Origin of the sequence: Gracilibacillus caseinilyticus (assembly GCF_022919115.1) — a bacterium.
GTDB lineage: Bacteria > Bacillota > Bacilli > Bacillales > Amphibacillaceae > Gracilibacillus > Gracilibacillus caseinilyticus.
In genome coordinates this window covers 4,183,129-4,200,405 of sequence record NZ_CP095072.1, presented here as the reverse complement: position 1 = coordinate 4,200,405, position 17,277 = coordinate 4,183,129, and the positions used below count along the sequence as shown (strand labels likewise).

Here is a 17,277-nt window from a genome sequence, read left to right as displayed (position 1 = left end):
CACTTGAATCCAGCTCTGTTTATGAAGAATAAGATCTCTAAGTGAGAGAGGAGCGTACAATCTTGGAGCAGATAAAGTCACAAACGCAAAAAAGACGAAAGTTTTGGAATGAAGAAAGAAAAGAAGCATTCTCTGGTTATCTTTATATTTCTCCTTTTTTTATTTTGTTTGCTGTATTTGGGTTGTTTCCGATTCTCTTCAGTTTCTATCTAGGCTTTCATAAGTGGAATGGTCTCGGTGAAATGGAGTATGTCGGTTTACAGAATTTTAAATGGATTTTGACTGATCCGATTTTTTGGAAATCTCTTAGTAATACGTTAATCATGTGGGTGTTAGGAACATTACCACAAATAATAGTAGGGATCGTGCTTGCATATGCACTTAATTCCGCGATCATAAAGATGAAAGGCTTATTCCGAGTTTCTATTTTTATGCCATACGTGACCTCTACTGTAGCGGTTGCTATTGTTTTTGGTGTGATGTTTAACAGTCAGGAATTTGGATTGATGAACGTCATCATAGGGTGGTTCGGTATGGATCCGATGAGCTGGTCAACCTCAGAATGGGGTGTGAAAGTAGCGATATCCACTATGGTATTTTGGCGTTGGGTTGGCTATAACACGATTATATATTTGGCAGGTCTTCAAGGAATCCCGAAAGAATTGTATGAAGCATCGGTGATCGATGGTGCATCGGTCAGGCAGAAGATTCAATTCATTACTATCCCAATGCTTCGACCTATTATCATACTGACAGTGTTCACTTCGACGATAGGTGCCTTGCAGTTGTTTACGGAGCCATTAATTTACATCGGACGATCTTACCGTGAGGAAGGCATTACGGTGGTGTTGTATTTATACAGAGAGGCTTTTGCGAATCTTGCCTTTGGTCCTGCATCGGCAACGGCAATTATTCTATTTATCATTATCATAGTGCTGTCCAGTATTAATGTCTTCATTACAAACAGGATAGGGCGTTAGGAGGAGAAAAAATTGAAACTTTCATTTGCGAAAATGTTTATTTATCTTATCTTAGCAGCTGCCGCGATTCTGTCGATTTTTCCATTTTATTGGATGTTTGTAATGGCGAGCAACCATAATAGCGCAATTAACAGCTTACCTCCCGCGTTTATTCCTGGTGCGGAGCTCGTTACTAACTTTAAAAATGTGATTAATACGATTGAATTTTTTGGAGCGATGTGGAATTCATTACTTGTATCTACCATTACGACAATAGGTGTTTTGTTTTTATGTTCCCTTGCCGGTTACGCATTTGCAAAATTACGATTCAAGGGCCGAAACTTTTTATTCTTCGCCATTTTAGTTACGATGATGATACCACCGCAACTAGGTTTGATTCCGCAATATATTATCATCACCAAATTAGATTGGCTAAATGACATGAAAGCAATCATTTTTCCAGGATTAATTGATGCATTCGGCATTTTTTGGATGCGTCAGTACATTAGCAGTAATGTACCGGATGAGCTTGTTGATGCCGCTAAGATTGATGGCTGTTCTCATTTTCGAGTGTATTGGAATATTGCCGTACCTGTTGTCATTCCAGCATTTGCAACACTTGCGATCATCCGGTTTATGTACATTTGGAATGATTTTCTCTGGCCGTTAGTCGTGTTGAGAGAAGAATCTTCATATACCATTCAAGTAGCTCTAAGAGGTTTAATTGATAATTACGTACGGGATAATGGTATGATTATGTCAGGAACATTCTGGGCAACAGTACCGTTAATTATTATTTTCTTATTACTAAACAAATTATTTATTTCTAGCTTGACAGAAGGAGCTGTTAAAAGCTAAAAATAGAGTATTGGTAAATTTAGCACATTAAATGACAGAGGGATTGTATCTATGAAATTAACTATAAGAGAAATAGCAAAAATGGCAGGGGTTTCACCAGGGACTGTATCAAAAGTTATCAATCAAACAGGTAGCATTAGTCCAAATACAATACAAAAAGTAAAGCGGGTTATTGAAGATACCGGTTATCAACCGAGCTTTTCAGCGAAAGCGCTAGCAACAAAGAAATCGAATATGATTGGTCTGATTTATGCAGGGGAAGTACATGTAGAATTTAACCATCCTTTTTTTAATCAGGTCATTAACGCCTTTAAAAATTCGGTAGGGCAGCTTGGCTATGATCTTCTCGTTTTTTCCAATCAGTCTTTTAACATTGGAAAAGAAGATTATGTAGCTAGAGCGAAGCATTATCAGTTGGATGGATGTCTGATTATTGCAGGGGAACATATCGAGGAAGCCATTTATCAATTAGACCAGAGTGATATTCCTACTGTTGCTGTTGATTTGGAATTATCCGGAGAGAGATCAAGCTATGTGATGGCAGATAATGAAAAGATATCCAGGCAAGTAGTAGAGTATTTTTATTTGAATGGTATTCGTAAGGTAGCCTTTATCGGCGGACAAGAAGATTCTGTGATTTCAAACGTACGTAAAGAAGCATTTGAACAGTCAATGAAGGATTATGGCATGGATCTCCGTAACGAGTGGATTAAGTATGGTAATTATTTTGAAGAGAGTGGTTACCAGAAGATGAAGGAAATCATCGAGTCCGGTCATATTCCTGATGCGGTTTATGCGGTCTCTGATATGATGGCTTTAGGTGTTATCAAAGCGATTAAGGAGGCAGGTTTCTCCATTCCGAATGATATTAAAGTAATTGGATGTGATGATATTGAAGCATGTCGGTATAGTGATCCAGCACTGGCCACAGTCAAGCAGGATCAAGTGAAAATCGGCCGGCTTGCTGCAAATATTTTGCATGATCTGATCAGTGAAAGAACTGTGCAAAAAGCGGTATATGTGGATCCAGAACTAATCATTCGAAGATCAAGTGAAATGTAACAATTTTCATGGCATGGACAGGTTTATTATTTTAGAAAAAGGCAATAATGGTAACATCTAATTCTAAAATAATAATGAAAAAGTAGGTGATGAGATGAATCAATCAGAGCCAATCTTTTTTAGGGTACTAAACGTCATTGCGGCATTCATTACCTTACAACTGTTCTGGTTTTTCTTCTCTTTAGGGATTATCACAGTTATTCCCGCAACAATTGCCATGTATGCGGTGGTCTTGGAATGGTCTAAGAATGGGATCGAACTTGGCATCTGGAAAACTTTTTTTCACTCGTTTAAATATTATTTCCGAAGAACTTTATTTTTGGGATTATATGTAGGAGGAATAACGTTTATCCTTGCACTGAATGCCAGCATACTACCTGCATTAACAGGTTCCCATCAACTTTTCATGCAAGCAGTCTGGTTGTTTGCGGTAAGTATTTTTCTCTTTACACTGCTTTCCATTATGCCACTTGTTGTGACTTCACACTTGAAAGGTTTAAAATTGTGGAAGCATGCTTGGATCGCAACTTTTACCATATTGCCTGATATTCTTTTGGTTGGTTCCATTGCGGTGGTTTTTGCAGCGGTCAGCCTATATATTCCAGTAGCTTTAGTGGCATTAATCAGTCTGTTCGCCTTTATCCATATGAACATATGGCAGCGAGCGGTGAAGAAGTTACCACAAGATTTCTTGGATCAATGTTTACTAAAATATCGTTATCGTTAAAAGCTTCTCAACGCGAGAAGCTTTTTTATTTGCGGAAGAGAATGGTTAGAAGAGAATGATGACTGAGATTGAAAAAAATGGTGCTTATAATACGTATTGTGTAAATTTCTGAATTATGGTAATTTTAAAATGATTCATGTGCTAGGATACCGCTCTGGCCAACCACTTCGCGTCCTGCACAATCCCGCGGGAGTCTACGTGGTTGGCCTGCGCTATGATGTGGATTCTACAACTTTTGTAAGAGCTAGTATATTGAGCGCACATCAATAACAGCATTTGAATTTTAACATAATGCCTAGTGCCACTGCTATTAGCTGTTTCAGACGTTGTAGCACTTCCCTTAAGCGTAGGAAATATGAGGAGACTCCGCATGCGTCAGAGCGAGCTGATGATCCACTTAGTCTGTGCCTGTGTCTACAAGTATCGCTTCGAAGCGGGCTTCCTCGGCACAAGGCAGCAAGAAAGGAGTTCAAGTAGTAGCTTAGCTGAAGCCGTGCCCCACAGGACGCGGAGTATATTCCGGATTCCGGAGCTTTGCTACTCTGATGAAATCTATCAATATAACCACTTTGACACAGTTCCACTTTACATAATCCATCTTATAGGAAGTGTTAAAAATTGAAGTAAAGTGTCATTTGACTACTAGTTTCCGGATCGCCTGAATTAATTGCAATGCTTCATCGCTGTCTCCATGCACACAAACCGTATCAGCTTCTATATGTCTCACTATTCCGGAAATCGTTCGTATCGTACCATTATGGATGATCGTCTCCATTTGTTTTAACATCTTGTCAGTGTCATCTATCACCGCATTTGGTAACGTTCTAGGTGTTAAACTGCCATCATCCTGATAGGTGCGGTCTGCGAATACTTCATTTTCAACGGTTAATCCTTTCGCTCTCCCCGCTTTTATCAATGCGCTCCCGGAAAGACCAACTAGAGTTAAGGAAGGGTCCAAATCATATACAGCTTGCGCAATGGCTATCGCTAAATCGTTGTCTTGACATGCCTGATTATAGAGCGCTCCGTGAGGCTTAACATGTTGCAGGTGAACATGATTAGCTTCTGTAAAGCCTTTTAGCGCACCGACTTGATAAATAATCAGATCATATACATTTTTCGGGGAGATTTGCATTTTTCTGCGACCAAACCCTTGTAAATCTGGAAAACCTGGATGTGCGCCAATTTGAACATGATGCTCTTTTGCTAAACGGACGGTCTTTCCCATGACATGAGGATCTCCGGCATGAAAGCCGCAAGCGATGTTTACAGCATCGACAAGTGGAATAATGGCCTTATCGTTACCTAATTGATAGGCACCGAAGCTTTCCCCTAAATCACAATTTAGTAACAGTTTCTTCATCTATAAATCTCTCCCCATTTTTCCATTGTAAACGTTTGGATACGTTTCAAATCAACCTCTCTTTTAGCCAAAAGGGATATTGCATCATCTAATGTGATTTTTTGAAAAGTGAAAGGTTGACCAGGCCTGATCTGGCTGACTTTTCCTAAATCCACCTTTACTACCTGACCAATTTTCGGATATCCTCCTGTTGGCTGACCATCTGCCATTAAAATAATAGGTAAACCATTCGGTGGAACTTGGATCGAACCATATGCGGTAGCCTCTGTTAACAACTGTTTCTCATGGATTTGTTCAAGCGGTGTACCTTCCAATCGATATCCCATTCGATTGGACTGGGTAGACAAAGCCCAATCCCTTGTTTCGAGCTGATCGGATTCGAACCAGTCGGATTGTGCTCCTTCTAAATATCGGATCACCTTATTAGGTTGTTTGATATAATCAAACAACGCTGAACTAAGTCCCCAATGTAATGGCGATGGTAATTGATGTGCTTGGCAGAGAGGCAACACATCTCCTACTGCAAGCTTTCTGCCCAATATACCATCGATATTCGCTCGTACCACGGTGCTTCTGCTTCCTAATATTGCAGGAATATCAAATCCTTCTTTTACTGCTAAATATGCGAATCCACCTGTTTTGACCGTTCGGAATTGAAGGGTATCACCAGCTTGAATGGAAACGGGCTGGCACATGGGTAATGATTGATCATTTATGTTTGCAGACATGTCAGCTCCTGTTACCGCAATAATTGCGTTTTGGTGAAATGTCAGTGTTGGGCCGACATAGCCCATTTCCAAAACAGCTAAATTTGCTTCATTATTTAGTAAAAGATTAGCCATTTTTGCTGCAAAATCGTCCATTGCTCCACTAACAGGAATGCCATAAGACTGGAATCCAAACCTGCCTTGATCTTGAATCGTTGTATGTAGACCTTGTTCAATGATTTCAATCGACATATGGGCGCTGCTCCTTTTTCATGATTTGTTCGAACTCTGTCGGAGTGATGGGATAGAACGAAAGCCGATCACCTGCTTCAAAAAGCGTTGGTTTCTCCGTTTGTAAAGGCAAAAGGTTTATCGGAGTTCGTCCGATAATTTGCCACCCTCCAGGTGATGAACTTGGGTATATTCCTGTCTGTAAACCGGCAATTCCTACTGACCCTACCGGGACATTTAGCCTAGGCTTTTCTTTTCTAGGTGTTGCAAGTTGCTCCTGCATCCCTGATAAGAAAGGAAAGCCAGGAGAAAAGCCTAAAAATGCTACTTTATATTCAGGTTCACTATGTAATGCAATTAATTCTTTCAATGAAAAGGTATGGTATGCTAACACGTCATCCAAATCAGGTGCCAATGAGCGGTCATAACAGACTGGTATATGATGGTGTTTTCCTTCTGTTGGAGAACAAGAGGTGGCGTTTTCTATCACTGATTGAACGTTTTTTTTCATCTGATTGTGACCTGTCACGAAAGGATTGAAATAGATCGTCATGGTAGAATACCCTAATACAACTTCGTTTACCGCTAAAGAACGCTCAGCTTCCAATAGATGTTTATACATATTTAATCGTTCTGCGAGACCCGCATAAAATGGGAACTGTACTAGCATTGCGTTTTCTGAGATTGATTGGAATAACATAGTGATTATCCTTTCTTTACAAAATTGTCTACCTCTTATTGTATCCGATTTTATCCTTTCATGAAAATAATCAAAAACAAAGGACTTTTTTACTATGCTATTCATAAGGGAACGTGATAATATAGTTGTATATATAAAGACGTATCGTAATCTAGGGGGATAATGATGAAAAAGAAAGTGAGTACTAAAACAAAAAGACAGTCACACCGTTTTCAATTGAAAAATCTGAAAATCGGTAAGAAATATGGCCTGATTCAGACGATCATCTTGCTACTTTTTCTAGGAGCAACTATCTATGTCTCGATGTTGTTGCAAACGTTAAATAGTAATATGGATGTGATGAGAGATGAGGGTGACCGTGTCGCAACTGTGACAGAATTAGATGCATTGATCAGGGAAAAAGGGGAAAAAATCTACGAATATATGTATCAGCCGGACAAGTCAATCGTGGATGCTTTTGCAGAAGTTGATGCACAGACACTGGAGTTAAGAGAATCACTGATATCATCGATGGACACGGCTGAAGAACTAGAACTTTTCAACACCATTTCTGAAATGGATGACCTGATCTCTGAAAACTTCCATAAAATTGTTGACTACCATAATGAAGGATCGGATAATAATGCTCGTATTTATGCCGATCAGGCAGGCTATTATCAATCTATCACAGTAGAAAATATTGCTAAATTGAAGAAAATCGCCGATCAAACGCAAGAAGCCGCTATTCAAAATGTGAACGAAGATAAAGAAGAAGTGTTGTTTACGTTAATTAAATCATTTGCAGTAGCATTTATTGTTGGAGTTGTTTTGTTTATCATTATGAATCGTCATATCACCCGAAGCATCCAACAAGTAATTTCCCTCAGTAATCAAATTGCAGAGGGAGATTTACGAGCAGCAACAGTTACCTATGATGGCAAGGATGAAATTGGTCAACTTGCCCAAAGTGTGAACAGGCTTGGAGACAACCTCCGACAGATTGTTTCGAAAGTAGTAACCGTTTCAGATACCGTTTCTCAACAGAGTGATGTCTTATCTCATTCCGCTGGGGGAGTCAAATCAGGGACAGAACAAATAGCTTCCACGATGCAGGAATTGGCTTCAGGAAGTGAAACACAGGCAAATCATGCGGGAAATGTATCTGCCAAGATGAATGATTTTTCTTTAAAGGTGCAGGGTGCTAATGAAAATGGCAGGAATATCGAATCATCCTCTGCTGGTGTTCTCACGATGACGACAGACGGGCAGCATATGATGGAATTGTCTGTTCAACAGATGGATCGAGTCCATTCGATTGTGCAAGCATCCGTTGAAAAAGTGAGAGGACTCGACGTTCAAACGAAAGAAATTTCTCAGTTGGTTGCTGTAATCAAGGATATTGCAGAGCAAACCAATTTATTAGCACTAAACGCAGCAATTGAATCTGCAAGAGCAGGTGAGCACGGAAAAGGTTTTGCAGTAGTAGCAGATGAAGTTCGGAAATTGGCCGAACAGGTTGCCCATTCGGTTACCGATATTACGACGATCGTGAACACAATTCAAACGGAATCGTCCAGTGTTACCAATGCTTTAGAAGAAGGCTATAGAGAGGTAACAACAGGTTCTGATCAGATTAAACAAACGGGAGCAACCTTTGAACAAATCAATTTAGCGGTTAGTGAAATGGTCGAAAACATTCGTACCGTAACAACGAATCTTGCTGAAATGACTTCAAGCAGTGAAGAGATTAATATCGCAGTAGAAGAAATAGCATCCATTTCGGAAGAATCAGCTGCTGGAGTCGAGGAGACATCAGCAGCTGCTCAGCAAGCCAGCAGTGCAATGGAAGAAGTTTCAATTAATTCGAAAGATCTATCATTACTTGCAGAAGAATTAAATGAAGCCGTGAAACAGTTTAAACTTTAAATAAGTATAAAAAAGCATCCTTTAACATAAAAGGGATGTTTTTTTATGAATAATTTTACATAAACATAATTATAAATACCTAATTTATATAGATTAATTAAAATAAAAGTGCTAATATAAATGCAAGTAACTTGACAAAAAGTCATAAAGATAAAATGGGGGGGTATAGAAGTGGCCAAAGAGAAGGGGAAAAGTCAAAAAGGATGGAAACGTTTTAAATTGAACAACATCAGTGTTGGAGGAAAGTATGGATTAATTTTAGGAATTGTATTGTTATTATTTCTCGGAGCAGTAGTTGTATCAGGTTTTAAGTTAGTTATGATTGGTGAAGAAATAGATGTCATGGAAAGCAGGACAGACAAGGCATTAGAGGTTACAGAAATGGGTTCCCTAATTAGAGCGAAAAGTATTCGAGTTTTCTCATACATGGATCATCCTAGTCAGGAAATTGAAGATGAATATCTAGAACGCCAGGAGCTGTTTGAACAATTACAAACGAAAGTAAAGCAGCAGCTTAAAACGGATAAGGAAGAGACACTGTATAATGAAATCATTTCTTTAAATGACAAATTAAATCGGAAATTTAACGAAGTAATCGGATATATGAGACAAGGTGAGGGAGACACAGCACAACTTGCTGCTGATGAGGCGAATGAAATTCAATGGAATGCCGTTCAGCTTCTTGATGAATTAACGGCAGTAGTCAATCAAGATAGAGAAGCTAATGTAGCAATAGCAAAAAATAGCCAAGAGGCTGCATTGATTACGTTGATACTATCGGCTCTCGTTTCATTAGTAGTCAGTATTGTATTAATTATGCTTATCAACCGAAACGTTACAAAACGTTTAAGGAAATTAGTAGCTCTAAGTAACCAAATTGCAGAAGGTGACTTACGGGTCATATTAGAATCGACACAATCCAAAGATGAAATAGGTCAACTGTCACATGCAATGGCTTCTATGAGTAAAGGATTACGTTCTATCTTAGTAAAAGTAAATAAGGTTTCGGAAACGGTAACTCAACAAAGTAAAGCATTGCAGCAATCTGCTGTTGAAGTAAAATCAGGTACGGAGCAGATTGCCTCCACGATGCAGGAATTAGCGTCTGGTGTAGAGACACAAGCGGATCATGCGGGAAAAGTGGCTGCTAGTATGAATGATTTCACACAAAAAGTAACAGCTGCCAATCATAATGGAAGTGTCATTGAATCGCACTCTGCAGAAGTGCTTGATTTGACGGGGAGTGGTCAAGCAATGATGAAGAATTCCGTTGAACAAATGGGGCGTGTCCATACAATTGTGAAGGATGCAGTAAACAAAGTAAGAGGTTTAGATAGTCAAACAAAGGAAATAAGCAAATTGGTGGCAGTGATTAGAGACATAGCCGAACAGACCAATTTATTAGCTTTAAATGCAGCGATTGAATCAGCACGAGCAGGAGAGCACGGTAAAGGTTTTGCTGTGGTAGCTGACGAAGTAAGGAAATTAGCAGAGCAAGTAGCAGAATCTGTCACTGATATAACGACAATTGTAACGGACATCCAAAGTGAATCAACATCGGTAACAGCTTCTTTGGAATCTGGCTACCAGGAAGTAGAGACGGGGACACAGCAAATTGACAGAACAGAGGATACTTTTGACGCGATCAATGGCAAAGTCGACGAAATGGTTCAGAGTATTCGTGAGGTTACTGCGAATCTCACTGAAATGACGCAAAAAAGTGACCAAATTAACGCAGCCATTGAAGAAATCGCATCAATATCAGAAGAATCTGCTGCAGGTGTCGAACAAACATCAGCTTCTGCCCAACAAGCTAGCAGTTCGATGGAAACAGTTTCGGTTCATTCAAAAGATCTGTCCCGATTGGCAGAAGAACTGAATGAAGCAGTGAAACAGTTTCAACTTTCATAGTCGTATAGAAAAAGACCGGGGGCATAATCTAAGTACTTTAAAAATATCAAAAACACCAAATCGAAATTTAGTGTTTTTCCTAATCATAATACTTTCACTTTTCACGATTTTTCAAGAGGTTACTCGCCGTATCACTTCATGAAATAAGAGAAACAGCCGAATAAAACACGATGATGTACTAATGAAAATTAGTGTTTTGTTTGGCTGTTATTGTATCGAAAATTTTTCTTCAGGCTCTTTTTATGATTCTGTAATTTCCCGCTCACTAAGAATGATATTTTCTACAATATTATAAATCGATAATAATTCATATAAAATAATGACTTCAGGTGTAAATAACGTCGGATCATCTTCTTCGCTCGGCTTTTTACTTTCCCAGAATTGATTCATTAGCGTTTTAACCTGCTTTTTGTAGGCACTTGCTTTGTAATGATCGGGATTTTTCATGAAATCAGCTAATGTTTCCACCATCAGGACAATGTCCTCACACTCATGCTTGCTCCAACAAACATGCTGGATTGGTGTGTTAATCAAGTTTCCTATATGATAATGAATCAAACGTAAGCGGGTTAAATTTTTTCGTTCGTAATCAAACACACTCTTTGTACGGTCATCCAGTCGATGGTACCTTGATTCCGCTGATTGAAAATTCAATAATCTTTCGGTTTGGTCTAACATATTTTTTAATGTTTGGAATCGCTGATCAATTTCTTGTTTCTGATTAGTCAATTCGCCGTTTCCGAGTAATTGTTTCAGAATGATTTCCAATTCTTCTCCGGTCTGTTTTAAAAGGTCATGCATATTCGTCAGTATCTTTCTCGTGTAGTTAGGTGGCAAGATAAACATGTTGACAAGGGTTGAAACAGACAAACCGATTGTGGTTGTCCCGAGACGGATTGCAAATGCCACAAATAGATTGGTATGGATAACTTCGATCATCGCAACGGAAGTTAATGTTGCGACCAATAGTCCGGCGTGAAGACCTAAACGATAACAGGTAATGATAGTAAATAGTGCAGCTAACGTATAAGTAATAGGAGTATTGCCGAATAAAGAAATAAAAAGAACAGCATATCCTGAGCCGATCGCTGATGCCGGAAAACGAATAATTCCTTTTTTGATAGAGTCTGCAACAGTTGGCTCGATCGTCACAATGGCCGTGATAACGGCAAATACTGGTGGCCACCCCATCCAGTCACAGATCAGAGAGGTTAAAAATACAGCCAATGCTGTTTTGATTACTCGTCTGCCGAATAATCGATAACGTAATTTTGACAATTTCATCTAACTGATGCTCCTTCAAACAATCTATTGCATAGTATACATCAGAATTTGTATACTTTCCATGACTTGTTCAAAACAGAATATTTGCAATTAAATAAATATAAATATAAAATTTGTTGTAAACGCTTTCTTATTTAATGCATATGATGTAAAATAAGAAATATAATTTACTGTTCATCTTGTTCCAATGAATTTTGAGGAGGTGTTGTCATTGCTTTCTGTGAAATTATTGAAACCTTATTATGTGAAGGAAGAAGGCAAGTACATTCGGGTGGTGTTGGCATATCAGTATTTTTCATTATTAATGGATGATGAAGTGTATCATTTCGTACCACTCGAAGCACGAGAAATCCGAATCAATCGAGACACACAACAAATTGAAAATAAAGAGGCGGTATTCGTGTTCCAAAAAGGAAAAAAATATAATCGGATGACGTTGTCCGACCTCATGAAGGTAAAGGATTTTCAGCAGCATCTATCTACTATTTTAAGTCCATACATGATTGTATCGGAGCAGGAAGAAGAAGGACATAATATTGATCATGTGATTATGGAACTGGAACGCAGTAATTTATTACGACTCATCGACAATGCATTAGATGATCTAAATGAAGAAAAGTTTGATCTGTATACAACGAAATTAAATGAAATGTAGCAGTTGCCTTCGCAGCTGCTTTTTGTTGCATAAGATCGAATTAAAGTAAGGGTTTTGATAATGCGGATTATGTTAACTAGCTTAGTGGTCATTTTGAAAGGATTCATGTGCTGGGAAACCGCTTCGGCCAACCACTCGCGTCCTGCGGGGCACGGATGAAGATCCACTTAGTCTGTGCCTATGTCTATAAGTATTGCTTTAAAGCGGGCTTCCTCGGCCAAGGCAGCAAAGAAGCAGTTCAAATAGTAGCCTAGCTGAAGCCGTGCCCCACAGGACGCGGAGTGTATTTCCGGAGAGTTGCTTAAAAGTTAAAATATACCAAATTTATCACATTGTAATACAGTTCTAGTTTACATAATCGTATAAATAGGTAGTTTTAAATATACTTAAATTAGCTAGAACCAGACGGTTTGAGTCCGGTTTTCTATAGAGCGAAAAAAGAAATTATTCTAAATTATCAAAAAACAGAAAGGCAAAAGCTTGCTAATTTTCCGCTTCAGCTTTTAGAATGAGAATAGGAGGTGTCCGATGGATTTAAGAGTGAGAGGTAAGAAAGTATTAGTATTAGCAGCAAGTAAAGGCTTAGGAAAAGCATGTGCGACTGCCTATGCTGAAGAGGGTGCTCACGTTTTTATTGCCAGTCGGAATGCTGAACAACTCCGGCAGACCGCAAAGGAAATCTTTTCTGTCACACATAACCCCAATATTGAGACAGTCGTCTGTGATGTCACGAACGGAAAAGACATTGAAAAGATGGTGCAGGAAATAGGATGCATTGATATCGTAATTAATAATACAGGCGGTCCGCCAGCCGGAAAATTTGCTGATTTTGATGACACCGATTGGCAACAGGCTTTTGAATCATTATTAATGAGCGTCGTCCGAACAGTAAGGGCTGTAACACCGCACATGAAAGAGCAGCAATTTGGACGGATTGTTACCATCACGTCGAGCTCGATGAAACAGGCACTTGATGGCCTATTACTTTCCAATACGTTTCGTCCAGCAATAGTTGGGTTGTCCAAAAGCTTGTCACAGGAGTTGGCTGGTGACAATATTTTGATAAATTCTGTCGGGCCAGGAACGATGGATACGGACCGAATTCGTGCGGTATATGATCAAGAGGAAGAAGATTCGGTGAAAAAGATAGGTGAGATGATTCCGATTGGTAGAATTGGTCGACCTGCTGAATTTGCTAAAGCAGTATTGTTTCTAGGTTCCGCTGCAAATACATATATCACAGGTCAAACATTAGTCGTCGATGGCGGAGCAATGAAATCTTTATAAACAAGGAGAGATAGCATGACAAAATTAAGGTGGGGAGTTCTCAGTACCGCAAACATAGGGGTTACGCAAGTGATTCCAGCAATCAGACGATCCAATAATGGAGAAGTTGTAGCGATTGCCAGTCGAAATGAAGATAAAGCGAAAGAGGTAGCAGATAAACTAAATATACCACGTACTTTTGACAGTTATGAAGCACTATTACAAGATCCTGAAATAGATGCGGTATATATCCCGCTACCAAACGGTTTACACAAAGAATGGGTAATCAAAGCAGCTCAATATAAAAAACATGTGTTGTGTGAAAAACCCGTTGCCATTACGAATGAAGAATTGGCAGAAATGATTCAGACTTGTGATGAAAATGGTGTTGTTTTTATGGAAGCATTTATGTATCAGTTTCATCCACAGCACCAAAAAGTGAAACAGCTTCTGGAAAAAGGAGTAATTGGCGAAATTGCAATGATGCGTGCCAGCTTTTCTTTCTATTTAGACGATCGCTCCAACATTCGATTAAATAGTGAGTTAGGTGGAGGTGCCATGTTTGATGTAGGTTGTTATACGATCCATGCGATACGTAATATTCTCAATATTGAACCATTGTCTGTCTATGCCAGCGGTAATTATCATCCGGATTTGGAAGTTGATACGACAATGGCAGGTGTGCTCCATTTTGATAATGGTATTGTGACGTCGTTTGATTCCAGCTTTGATTGTATTTCTACCCAGAGCTATGAAATCGTCGGGGCAACAGGTCGGATCACTGTAAGTTCTGCGTTTCGTCCAGACACAAATGAAGGTATGATCGCAGAGGTTCAGGTGGAAACAGCAGACAATGAAGTAGAGATTTATACAGAGTCAGGTGACCAGTATTCATTAATGGTCGAAGATTTCGCTAATGCTGTTCTGCATGAACAACCGTTACAATATGGTATTGATAAAATGCGAAACCAAATGAAAGTATTAGATGCTGTTTATAAAAGCAGCAAAACAGGTGAAGTAATAGCAATAGCACAGTAGATCTCGACTGTGCTTTTTTACGTTGAAAAAGTATAGAATCACTGTCAGCAAAGCAGATTATGGGGTGGAAGTATAGGTTCTTATAGTATGGGTTATGTAAACTTACAGCTTAATGTTTATTTTGAGATGATTCATGTGCTGGGACACCGCTCCGGCCAACCACTTCGCATCCTGCGGGGCACGGCTGAAGCTAACTTTGTGAAGAAGAACGCTTCACAAAGTGGATCTTCAGCACCTGCACAATCCCGTGGGAGTCTACGTGGTTGACCTACGCTCTTGTATAGCTCCACAATTAATGTGACAGGTAGGATATGGAAGACTATCTGTTTAATTTGATGATAAATAATGCCTAGCACTACTGCTTGTAGCTCTTCCATACGTTGTAGAACTTCCCTTCGGCGGAGTATTATTCCGGAGTTTTGCTAAGCATATAAAACATACCACATGTTCAAATAGTTTCGCTTTACATAGTATTTTATGTACTTAGAATAATATGGCCAGGCTGTATGGCGGAACAGCTTTACATTATATCAATCTACTACAAAAAAGAGCCAGCTGACAATATCAAGCTGGCTCTTTGTATCAATTAGTTCATTGAGGAGAGGACCTTTCCGACTTTTTCGGCTACATAACCGCTTCCGTGATCACGTCCCTCGATATTCTCGATCATCATCGATATGATCACACTGCCATCTTCCGGATAACCGACAAACCATCCATTTTCAGCTCCGTTCTCTTCATCGAGAGATTGTTTTAGTTCCGCTGTTCCTGTTTTTCCGGAGACTGCCACATTGTCAACGTTTGCGGTTTGCCCGCTGCCATCTGTGACAACAGCTCGCAAGGCATCGCGAATAATTGCTGCATTATCCTCCGACAGAATGCCTTCTTTCCAGTTTTGCCCTTTTTCTTCATCACTCAGAAGAATTGGCTGCACCAAATTACCCTGGTTGAGTAAAACCGAGTAACTTGTTGCTAACTGTAAAGCACTGAGTTCCAGCTGTCCTTGCCCGTAGCTTGTATCTGCCAGCAATACTTCTTCGCTTAAAGTACCATCAGAGGAGATAGTGCCTGATTCAATCGGGTAGGTAAACGGAAATTTGTCTGCTAAGCCAAAATTCTTTAATCCATTTAGAAATGCTTCTTCTCCCATATTGACGGCCTGCATCGCAAAGTAAATATTATCGGAATGGACCAACGCATCTCTAAGATCAACTGGACCGCTAGATTCAGAGACTCGCGTGACCTCGTAGTTTCCCCAGCCCTCTTTTTGCCACGTCAATCCATTAATGGATAGCCCTTCGTTCGGATCAATGGACCCATTTTCCAATCCAATAGCACTTGTAATTGGTTTAAATGACGATCCAGGTGCGAACGTGGCAGCAAAACGATTTAACAGTGGCTGTTGTGGGTCTTCATTCCATTCCGTCCATTGATCATTACTAAGTCCGTATAAAAATGGATGTGGATCGAATGATGGACTGCTAACTAACGCCAGCGTTTCACCAGTTGTCGGATCGACGGCGGCAGCAGTACCGGCTTCGCCTTCAAGTGAATCAAAAAGTTGTGTTTGAACTGTACCATCAATGGTTAAGGTAATATCTTCACCATTTTGGACTGCTTTCTCGGCTATGATAACCGGCTCCTGTTCTTCCTTAACAGCAGTCAGTTGAACGCCAGCTTCCCCGCGTAATCTTTCTTCAAACAGTTCTTCCAGTCCACGATTACCGACAAGACTTGATTCTGTATAAACACCAGGTTCTGCTTCTTCTAGTTTTTCTGCCGTAATCGGTGCGATATAACCAACAAGGTGGGCGGCTGCTTCCCCTAATGGATAAGTCCGACCAGTTTGGGTGCTGTATGTTAGTCCAGGGATCGAATCGACGGCTTCCTGATAGCCATTTTTATCTAGACTAGGAACTACTTTTAACGGAACCAGTACATCCTGGCGTACCCAGTCCGCACTTAATGCTTTTTCAATCGCAGCTATTTCAATATCTAATGCCTCCGCAATGGCTTTTTTTTCACTTTCTTCATCTTCAAAGCGGTCAGGTACAACCGCAAATTCATATACATCCTGATTTACCGCTAATCCATTATTATTTCGGTCAAAAATTTGCCCCCTGGTCGGTTGCGTGGTGTTGATGTCTAATTGACTTCCATTCTCAAGTTCCGGGAAGATAAAGCCAGGATTCCAATTAACCTTCCAGTCGATTTGTTCTTTATCGTCTACTGTTTCGGTTACCTTTACCATTGCAATGTCTTTGGTAAAAGAGATTGGACCTGCTACCGTTTCCATATTGACACTCAGTGGAAAGGTTGCTGATTCAATTTCGTCTATATCCACTTCTTCTTCATCTTCAGCTGCTTCTGGTTCTTCAAAGGACACAGACAGATTGGACAGTTCAATATCACCATACAGCTTTTGATATCGTTCTACAAACTGATCCTTCTCCACGTCTTGTACCATCTCATACATCTGTTCGAAATCTTGCTCGTTCCAATAATCAACATACTGTTGTAAACGATCTTCTGGTCTCACTTGTTCTTCATTGGAACAAGCAACAAGTCCAAGCACGATAAATAATAGCAAAATACTTAATTTTCTCATGTA

14 protein-coding genes are annotated in these 17,277 nt (G+C 39.7%); 9 read left to right on the top strand and 5 right to left on the bottom strand.

Annotated features, from left to right (window positions below; translation table 11 throughout):
• Nucleotides 1-59: 59 nt before the first annotated feature.
• From MUN88_RS20220 to MUN88_RS20205, 4 genes are all read left to right on the top strand, one after another.
• Complete coding sequence (locus MUN88_RS20220) at nucleotides 60-980, top strand: carbohydrate ABC transporter permease (RefSeq protein WP_369810008.1); 921 nt, start codon at nucleotides 60-62, stop codon at nucleotides 978-980.
• 33 nt (nucleotides 981-1,013) lie between these two features.
• On the top strand, nucleotides 1,014-1,817 hold the full coding sequence (locus tag MUN88_RS20215) for a carbohydrate ABC transporter permease (protein WP_244724653.1): 804 nt from the start codon (nucleotides 1,014-1,016) through the stop codon (nucleotides 1,815-1,817).
• Nucleotides 1,818-1,868: 51 nt separating this feature from the next.
• Nucleotides 1,869-2,879, top strand: a complete 1,011-nt coding sequence (locus MUN88_RS20210) for a LacI family DNA-binding transcriptional regulator (RefSeq protein ID WP_244718698.1) — start codon at nucleotides 1,869-1,871, stop codon at nucleotides 2,877-2,879.
• 94 nt (nucleotides 2,880-2,973) lie between these two features.
• Complete coding sequence (locus MUN88_RS20205) at nucleotides 2,974-3,606, top strand: YesL family protein (protein ID WP_244718696.1); 633 nt, start codon at nucleotides 2,974-2,976, stop codon at nucleotides 3,604-3,606.
• A 631-nt stretch (nucleotides 3,607-4,237) separates the two neighbouring features.
• Here the strand turns inward: MUN88_RS20205 and MUN88_RS20200 are convergent.
• The 3 genes from MUN88_RS20200 to pxpB are packed head-to-tail and all read right to left on the bottom strand — an operon-like array spanning nucleotide 4,238 to nucleotide 6,607.
• On the bottom strand, nucleotides 4,238-4,969 hold the full coding sequence (locus MUN88_RS20200) for a 5-oxoprolinase subunit PxpA (RefSeq protein WP_244718694.1): 732 nt from the start codon (nucleotides 4,967-4,969) through the stop codon (nucleotides 4,238-4,240).
• Nucleotides 4,966-5,928 carry a 5-oxoprolinase subunit C family protein gene (locus MUN88_RS20195; RefSeq protein WP_244718692.1) on the bottom strand — a complete coding sequence of 321 codons (963 nt, stop codon included), beginning with the start codon at nucleotides 5,926-5,928 and terminating at the stop codon, nucleotides 4,966-4,968. The genes MUN88_RS20200 and MUN88_RS20195 overlap by 4 nt, the downstream gene beginning before the upstream one ends.
• Complete coding sequence (pxpB, locus tag MUN88_RS20190) at nucleotides 5,918-6,607, bottom strand: 5-oxoprolinase subunit PxpB (protein WP_244718690.1); 690 nt, start codon at nucleotides 6,605-6,607, stop codon at nucleotides 5,918-5,920. The genes MUN88_RS20195 and pxpB overlap by 11 nt, the downstream gene beginning before the upstream one ends.
• A gap of 162 nt (nucleotides 6,608-6,769) precedes the next feature.
• Here pxpB and MUN88_RS20185 point away from each other — a divergent pair, with 162 nt between their 5' ends.
• The gene (locus MUN88_RS20185) at nucleotides 6,770-8,512 is read left to right on the top strand and encodes a methyl-accepting chemotaxis protein (RefSeq protein ID WP_244718687.1); all 1,743 of its coding nucleotides are present in this window, start codon (nucleotides 6,770-6,772) and stop codon (nucleotides 8,510-8,512) included.
• Nucleotides 8,513-8,683: 171 nt separating this feature from the next.
• Entirely contained in the window at nucleotides 8,684-10,423 is a 1,740-nt protein-coding gene (locus MUN88_RS20180) for a methyl-accepting chemotaxis protein (RefSeq protein ID WP_244718684.1), read from the top strand.
• A 240-nt stretch (nucleotides 10,424-10,663) separates the two neighbouring features.
• Here the strand turns inward: MUN88_RS20180 and MUN88_RS20175 are convergent, their stop codons facing one another.
• The gene (locus MUN88_RS20175) at nucleotides 10,664-11,707 is read right to left on the bottom strand and encodes an FUSC family protein (protein ID WP_244718680.1); all 1,044 of its coding nucleotides are present in this window, start codon (nucleotides 11,705-11,707) and stop codon (nucleotides 10,664-10,666) included.
• A 220-nt stretch (nucleotides 11,708-11,927) separates the two neighbouring features.
• Between MUN88_RS20175 and MUN88_RS20170 the strand changes: the two genes are divergently transcribed.
• The 3 genes from MUN88_RS20170 (at nucleotide 11,928) to MUN88_RS20160 (ending at nucleotide 14,666) form a co-directional block, all read left to right on the top strand.
• Complete coding sequence (locus MUN88_RS20170) at nucleotides 11,928-12,362, top strand: IDEAL domain-containing protein (protein WP_244724650.1); 435 nt, start codon at nucleotides 11,928-11,930, stop codon at nucleotides 12,360-12,362.
• 528 nt (nucleotides 12,363-12,890) lie between these two features.
• Nucleotides 12,891-13,649 carry an SDR family oxidoreductase gene (locus MUN88_RS20165; RefSeq protein WP_244718678.1) on the top strand — a complete coding sequence of 253 codons (759 nt, stop codon included), beginning with the start codon at nucleotides 12,891-12,893 and terminating at the stop codon, nucleotides 13,647-13,649.
• Between the two features lie 15 nt (nucleotides 13,650-13,664).
• Entirely contained in the window at nucleotides 13,665-14,666 is a 1,002-nt protein-coding gene (locus MUN88_RS20160; protein ID WP_244718675.1) for a Gfo/Idh/MocA family protein, read from the top strand.
• A 586-nt stretch (nucleotides 14,667-15,252) separates the two neighbouring features.
• Here the strand turns inward: MUN88_RS20160 and MUN88_RS20155 are convergent.
• Nucleotides 15,253-17,274 (bottom strand): penicillin-binding transpeptidase domain-containing protein, encoded by a 2,022-nt coding sequence (locus MUN88_RS20155; RefSeq protein ID WP_244718672.1) that lies wholly within the window; start codon nucleotides 17,272-17,274, stop codon nucleotides 15,253-15,255.
• Nucleotides 17,275-17,277 lie beyond the last annotated feature (3 nt).